The organism is Pedobacter sp., assembly GCF_035566355.1.
Classification (GTDB): Bacteria; Bacteroidota; Bacteroidia; order Sphingobacteriales; family Sphingobacteriaceae; genus Pedobacter.
Window position 1 is genome coordinate 1 of sequence record NZ_DATMRL010000211.1, and the last position, 6,868, is coordinate 6,868.

Annotated in this window: 7 protein-coding genes; 3 read left to right on the forward strand and 4 right to left on the reverse strand. The window is 39.6% G+C overall.

Annotated elements, in window-relative coordinates; all coding sequences use genetic code 11:
- Both glgP and VNZ46_RS08135 read right to left on the reverse strand, forming a co-directional pair.
- Window positions 1–877, reverse strand: an 877-nt coding sequence (gene glgP, locus VNZ46_RS08130) for an alpha-glucan family phosphorylase (protein WP_325559587.1), incomplete at its 3' end; no start/stop codon positions are given.
- A gap of 42 nt (window positions 878–919) precedes the next feature.
- Window positions 920–1,891 carry a hypothetical protein gene (locus VNZ46_RS08135; protein ID WP_325559588.1) on the reverse strand — a complete coding sequence of 324 codons (972 nt, stop codon included), beginning with the start codon at window positions 1,889–1,891 and terminating at the stop codon, window positions 920–922.
- A gap of 139 nt (window positions 1,892–2,030) precedes the next feature.
- Between VNZ46_RS08135 and VNZ46_RS08140 the strand changes: the two genes are divergently transcribed.
- A complete protein-coding gene (locus VNZ46_RS08140) occupies window positions 2,031–3,911 on the forward strand; it encodes an Nramp family divalent metal transporter (protein WP_325559589.1) in 1,881 nt (626 codons plus the stop codon).
- On the opposite strand, the gene VNZ46_RS08145 is transcribed toward VNZ46_RS08140, so the two are convergent.
- Window positions 3,906–4,490: a Crp/Fnr family transcriptional regulator gene (locus VNZ46_RS08145; RefSeq protein WP_325559590.1), complete on the reverse strand. Its 585-nt coding sequence runs from the start codon at window positions 4,488–4,490 to the stop codon at window positions 3,906–3,908. The genes VNZ46_RS08140 and VNZ46_RS08145 overlap by 6 nt on opposite strands.
- A gap of 240 nt (window positions 4,491–4,730) precedes the next feature.
- Here VNZ46_RS08145 and VNZ46_RS08150 point away from each other — a divergent pair, with 240 nt between their 5' ends.
- A complete protein-coding gene (locus VNZ46_RS08150) occupies window positions 4,731–5,963 on the forward strand; it encodes an isocitrate dehydrogenase (NADP(+)) (RefSeq protein WP_325559591.1) in 1,233 nt (410 codons plus the stop codon).
- Window positions 5,964–6,057: 94 nt separating this feature from the next.
- Here VNZ46_RS08150 and VNZ46_RS08155 read toward each other — a convergent pair whose 3' ends face one another.
- Window positions 6,058–6,267, reverse strand: coding sequence for a hypothetical protein (locus tag VNZ46_RS08155; protein WP_325559592.1), 210 nt, complete (start codon window positions 6,265–6,267; stop codon window positions 6,058–6,060).
- 252 nt (window positions 6,268–6,519) lie between these two features.
- Between VNZ46_RS08155 and VNZ46_RS08160 the strand changes: the two genes are divergently transcribed.
- On the forward strand, window positions 6,520–6,868 hold a 349-nt coding region (locus VNZ46_RS08160), incomplete at its 3' end, for an RNA polymerase sigma factor (protein WP_325559593.1).

Sequence of the window (6,868 nt, forward strand, 5' to 3'; positions counted from 1 at the left end):
TATAAATTATTGGACAAATACCCTGGTATTTGCTCCACATGGCCTTTGCAACTTTTCCGTGTAGGCGTGATACTGCATTGGCAAGATGTGAGAACCGGAGCGCCGCCAGCGAATGGTTAAAAAGGTGGTCATCCATTCCTGTTAAAGTCTTAACTTCTTCAATGGACAATCCACAGAAATAACTCATATCGTAACAGAGTTGTATGTCGTGTTTTTCATTACCTGCTTCTTCAGGAGTATGCGTAGTGAAGACCAGTCTTTTTTTTACTTCCGCAATGTTTTTATTGTATTTCTGATAGAGATAAAAAGCGGCGCTGATGCCATGTGCTTCATTTAGATGATAAATCTCTGGCTGAAAATTGAGCTGATCCACGAGTTTAGCTCCCCCGACACCGAGTAATATAAACTGTGCTACTTTGGTAGCAAGATTTGCATCATATAAACGATGACAGATGGTTTGAGAAACATAATCATTTTCCTGCAGGTCAGTACTCAAAAGGAAAAGGGGTGCTCCGTTAAAAGTTTCATGAGCCAGGTACCAAGCTTTTACCCAAACCGGATGGTCATGAATATTTATCTGGTATTTAATACCCGTATCTGTTAAAAAGGGATATTGCTTTTCAACCCAGGTTACCTGCAAACTTTGATCCTGGTTCCGGGCCTGATCATAATAACCATACTTCCAGAGAATACCTATAAAAATTGTATTTTGTCGCAATTCATAAGCGCTGCGAACATGGGATCCGGCAAGAAAACCCAGTCCGCCACTATATATTTTTAATGGCTGGTGAACCGCGAACTCCATGGAGAAATAGGCAACTTTTTTCGAAAAACGGCTATCAACTGCGTAGGGGACTGTAAAATTTGTGAAATTCATAATTGTTTGAGTAAACGGATAGGGATTTGTTTTATTTTATAATTATCGTCGTTTGGACTTTACCTGTTTTACACTTTTTTCTTTGTGCTTATTGTAAACGCCATCAAAATAACAACGGATATCCCTGTGATTCCCACAGCCTTCCAATTCTTTCATACGAACTGATTTCTCATTGAAATTAAACTCAAGGGAACACGGGTCTCCGTTTGCAATATAACGGGCAACGGTGGAAGAAACAAAACGCGCTTCTCCCTTAAGCTCTCCCTTACAGTTTCCGTTGTCTTTCTCAAAGTGTACAAAAAAGCGAAGAAAAGAATTATTCTTACCATCACGAAATGAAATAAAATTTCTTTTGTCCTGAATATAATCTCCTGAGTATTTATGCTTATGCAGCAGGGTATCAATGGGATTATAAATCTGGGCAATTTTAGGCTTTCCTTCGTTGGATTCCCGCATAATTAAAGTGAAAACACCTTCTTCATTATAGACATATACAGTTCTTACAAAAAAACTCCGTCCTTCAGCGTCTTTTCGCAGCCTGCTTACTGAAATTGTATATTTATTATCAATGTTAGCAGCATACCGGAACTCAGAATCATCCTCCCGGATGATCAGGGGGATTCCAGTCTTAAAATTTCCTTCTTTGTCCAAACAAACTACATAGAGAATTTTTTTGGACGGGGACAGGGCCTTAATTACAAGATACGTCTCAGCATTTTTAACGACCAGTTTACCAGTTGCATAGAGTCTTGGTTTTGCAGATTTCCCAAAATATTTCTGAATAAGTGAATCTGCAATAAACTGATGGTATACTGACCAACTCATAACAGAATCAGTGGGTTTTTTAGCCAGGGAACTATCACCAAAATTTACTGGCAGATTTAGGTTTCGAAACATAGCCCGAAAGTCTTCTGGTTCAATTTTCCTGGTTTCACCTCCATTTGCGTTTTTATGCCGGCATGACATCAGAGCAATCACCGTAATTAAAACAAGCATCATTTTCAATAATCGCATTCCACCAAATTGAAAATCAAAAGTAAAGATTCAGCAATTACCCGACCGGCTATAATTTTCCCCGTGATTATTAGAACAAATTTTAGATTTGTTGATACCGTTTTTCTTTCATACAAAGGGAAAATGCCATATTATACCGATGAAGCAAACCCAATTCAGTGACCTGTCTCTAAGCGAGGTACATGGATCTATTGATGTAAACCCCTCAGGACCACGTTGGAGACAAATTTTTTCCTTTTTCGGACCCGCCTATCTGGTAAGCGTGGGTTATATGGATCCTGGCAACTGGGCAACGGATATTGCCGGTGGGAGCCATTTCGGTTATCGCCTGCTATGGGTTTTACTTATGAGTAATTTAATGGCGCTGGTTCTACAGGGTTTATCTGCCAGACTGGGTATAGTACGTGGGAGGGACCTGGCCCAGGCTAACAGAGAAGCATATCCAAGGCTGGTTAATTTCTGTCTTTATATATTGGCTGAAATCGCTATTACGGCCTGTGATCTGGCTGAAGTACTTGGGATGGCTATTGGTATTCAACTGCTAACCGGACTGCCCCTTATTTATGGTGTAGGAATTACAGCCCTGGACACTTTTCTTCTGCTTTTTCTACAGCGATTAGGTATGCGTAAACTGGAGGTCTTTATTTTGAGCCTGATAGCCATTGTTGGCATTTCTTTTTTCATTGAAATTTTCCTTGCAAAGCCAAGTCTGAGTGAAATTAGCCGTGGACTTATACCATCCCTTCCCGGCGCCACGGCACTATATGTTGCCATCGGTATTATCGGTGCAACCGTTATGCCCCACAATTTATATCTGCATTCTGCGCTGGTTCAAACACGGAAAATTTATAGAGATGAACTCCATATCAAAAAAGCGATAAATTTGAATCTCTGGGATTCAGCCATAGCGCTTAACCTGGCTTTTTTGGTAAATGCTGCCATCCTAATCCTTGCGGGTGCTGTTTTTTTTAAATCCGGTCGCACTGAAATTGCCTCTATTACTGAAGCGCATAAGTTACTTACACCACTTCTGGGTTCCAGGATAGCTTCAATTCTTTTCGCAATTGCCCTGATAGCAGCAGGACAAAGTTCAACCATTACCGGGACGCTAGCCGGACAAATCGTAATGGAAGGTTATCTGCACCTGCGCATCAATCCTTTATTACGCAGGATGATCACCAGGATGCTGGCAATCATTCCTGCAGTATTGGTTATTGGACTTTCGGGTGAAGGCCGTGTTGACCAGCTCCTGGTATTAAGCCAGGTAATTCTTAGCCTTCAGCTTGGATTTGCTGTTATCCCATTGATTCATTTTGTGAGTGATAAGAAAAAGATGGGCGTTTTCCAGATTAAAAAAATTACCATGTTCGTGTCCTGGTCTATCGCCATCCTGTTGCTGTATCTAAATTTAAAACTAGTATTGGAAGAGGGTATGCAATTTCTCAATCTGCCAGGATTACTGTTCTGGAAAATATTTTCCGCCGTGGTGCTTATCGGAGCCATCTTTCTTTTACTCTATATCTTAATTCATCCCTGGCTTAGTAAAACGGTAGTAAAGGATGTTACCGTACATGGAGAAGGCAATGCGATCACAAAACTTGAAATTCCTAAATTCAGAAATATCGCTGTGGCATTAGACTTCAGCCGGCTGGATGAAAAACTCCTGGCTTTCGCTATCGGTCAGGGCGGAACGGAAAGTAATTACATATTAATCCATGTAGTGGAAAGCGCCTCTGCGCGAATGCTTGGGAGGCAAAGTGATGACCTCGAAACAAGAACGGATCAGGAACGTCTAAACAGCTACCAATTATCCCTGGAAAAAAACAACTATAAAGCGGTTACACGTTTGGGTTATATTCACCGCACTAAAGAAATTGTGCGCATTGTGAAGGAAGAAGGTGCCGAAATCCTTGTTATTGGAGCCCATGGCCATACGGGATTAAAGGACTTTATCTATGGAGAGACTGTCAATACTGTACGTCATGAGCTTAAAATACCTGTTTTGATCGTTAATTTATGAAGGTTTTTTTATCAGGTGTTTGAGGCGGCTGAAGGTCTCCGGTTTCATATTCAGGTAAGAAGCCAGGTATTTCTGCGGAACACGCTGCATAAGATATCCGTTGTTCCGGATAAAATTTATAAACCTTTCCTGGGAAGTTAAACGAACCCGGTTATATTCAAGACTTTCTTTCTTCAGATATTCCTGTGTGGCAATCAGTCTGCCAAGTCTTTCCATTTTAGGACTGAACTCATATAATTTTTCTATATTTTCCAGAGTGATGGAAACCACGACCATGTCTTCTAAAGCTTCCACGGAAAAATTGGATGGTTCACACGAATTAAAAGAATCATAACAACAGATAATTTCGTTTTCACGGGAAAATTGCATAACCATTTCCTCATTTTTCCTGATGAAATATTTTCGAGCCAGTCCCTGCAGAATAAAATTCAGATACTTCTCCACTTCGCCTTCTTCCACCAGTTTCTCTCTTTTTTGAAAATTTCGCAATTCAAATAAACTCGACAGGTAGCTGAATTCCTGCTCATTCAAAGTAACATAATTTGATAAGTAAGATTTTACGATATCAATCAGGTCCATGAAAAGTTATTTGACTTTGTAAGGTACCAAGATGTTAGAGAGGTGACAAATTTTTTACCCCATTAATGTTGCAAAGTGTGAGCAGGATGACGGATGACAATTGACGGATGACGTTCTTTATTTACAGGATACAAATTAAGAAATGCTTTAAGCATTAGCCTTTAAGCTTTAAGCGTTGATGGCTTTGTGAATTGCCTCAATTCATGTAGGTTTGCTGACTTTTCTATATAAATTAAATTCATGGCTAATAAAATTAAAGTTGCCAATCCCGTTGTAGAACTTGACGGAGATGAAATGACAAGAATCATATGGAAGTTTATTAAAGAGAAACTTATCTTACCTTATCTGGAGTTGGATATTAAATACTTTGACCTGGGAATTGAATCGAGGGACAAAACCAATGACCAGATTACAATTGATTCAGCCAATGCTATAAGGCAGTTTGGAGTCGGAATTAAATGTGCAACGATTACACCTGATGAAGCGCGTGTGGAAGAATTCCATTTAAAACAAATGTGGAAAAGCCCCAACGGAACTATTCGTAATATATTGGATGGAACAGTATTCCGCGAGCCTATTGTTATAAAAAATATTCCCCGTCTTGTTGTAAACTGGACGGCCCCTATTATTGTAGGAAGGCATGCATTTGGTGATCAATACCGGGCAACAGACACAGTGATAAAAGGAAAGGGCAGGTTAACTATGACATTTACTCCTTCAGATGGAGGCCAGCCGCAGGTATTCGAAGTATATGATTTTAAGGGTGATGGTGTAGCCCTCTCCATGTATAACACTGATGAAAGTATCCGTGGATTTGCCAGAAGTTGTTTCAATATGGCCCTGAACAAAAAATGGCCACTCTACCTTTCTACCAAAAATACCATCCTTAAAAAATACGATGGCCGTTTTAAAGATATTTTTGAAGAAATTTATCAAAAGGAATTCATACAGGAATTTAAAGAAGCAAATATTACCTACGAACACAGATTGATAGATGATATGGTTGCCAGCGCATTGAAATGGAATGGAAATTTTGTCTGGGCCTGTAAAAACTATGATGGTGACGTGCAAAGTGATACTGTGGCGCAGGGTTTTGGTTCCCTTGGACTAATGACCTCAGTTTTGATAACTCCTGATGGCAAGATAATGGAAGCAGAAGCTGCACACGGAACAGTTACCCGTCATTACCGCGACCATCAGGCAGGTAAACCTACTTCAACCAACCCTATTGCCTCCATCTTTGCCTGGACCCGAGGGCTCGCTTTCAGGGGTAAGCTGGACGGAAATAAGCAATTAATACGGTTTTGCGAAACACTTGAACAGGTATGTATTGAAACTGTAGAAAGTGGAAAAATGACTAAAGATCTGGCTGTATGTATCCACGGAAATAAAGTGGCCGTTGGTAAAGATTATCTGATTACGGAGGATTTCCTCGATGCTATTGACCAAAACCTGCAAAAGAAAATCGACTAAAAGAAAAGCCACCTCTTTTTGCCTGTTCTGAATTAAATCAGGAACTGACAAGAAGAGATGGCCCCGTCTAACGATTGATTACTTAAGAAAATAATTATTTCTTCTTTGCTGAATCTACCTTTGATTTTACGCTGTCTTTTGCAGCTGTTGCAGTAGAGTCAATCTTTGCTTTAGCGGAATCAGCAACAGCGGTAACACTGTCTTTAGCTGTTGTTGCAACTGAATCTACCTTGGTATCCGTACTTGAAGAACCGTTACATGCTGCAAATGAGCCGATTGCTAAAACCAAAAAAAGTTTTTTCATTGTTATTTGTTTGTTTGTGAATGATTTAGTGTTAATACAAAGAATTTAAAAAAGTAACCTCCTTCCTGATTAAAAATCTTTAATAATTCATTTAATTTTTCGTAATATGCTGGTTATAAGCACTTTAACTTGTATTTTAGCCTAAAATTGAACGCATATAATTTAAAAAGGGGAAGCATAGGCTGTTTTTTAAGGTTTTCCATTCTCAAATGGGTTACGATTCTTTACTTTCAGTATTAAATAAAGCTAGTCTTGACAACGGATAGTAATGAGCAGTCACTATTGAAGGGTTTGGCTGGAAATGACCGAAAGGCTATTGAGACCATTTACAGAGCTCATTATAGTATGATTCAGACTCTTGTCATCAATAATAGTGGGACATCGGATGATGCAAGGGATATATTTCAGGAAGCCATTATCGTTTTATACGAAAAGGCCAAATCCGGGAGCTTTGAATTGCACGCGCAGCTTAAAACTTATATTTATGCTGTCTGCAGGCGATTATGGTTAAAAAAACTGGCATTAAACCAGCGTTTTTCCGGAGATCTGGCTAACGCACCAGAGACGATAGCTACAGAGGATGATATCGAACTTTATGAGC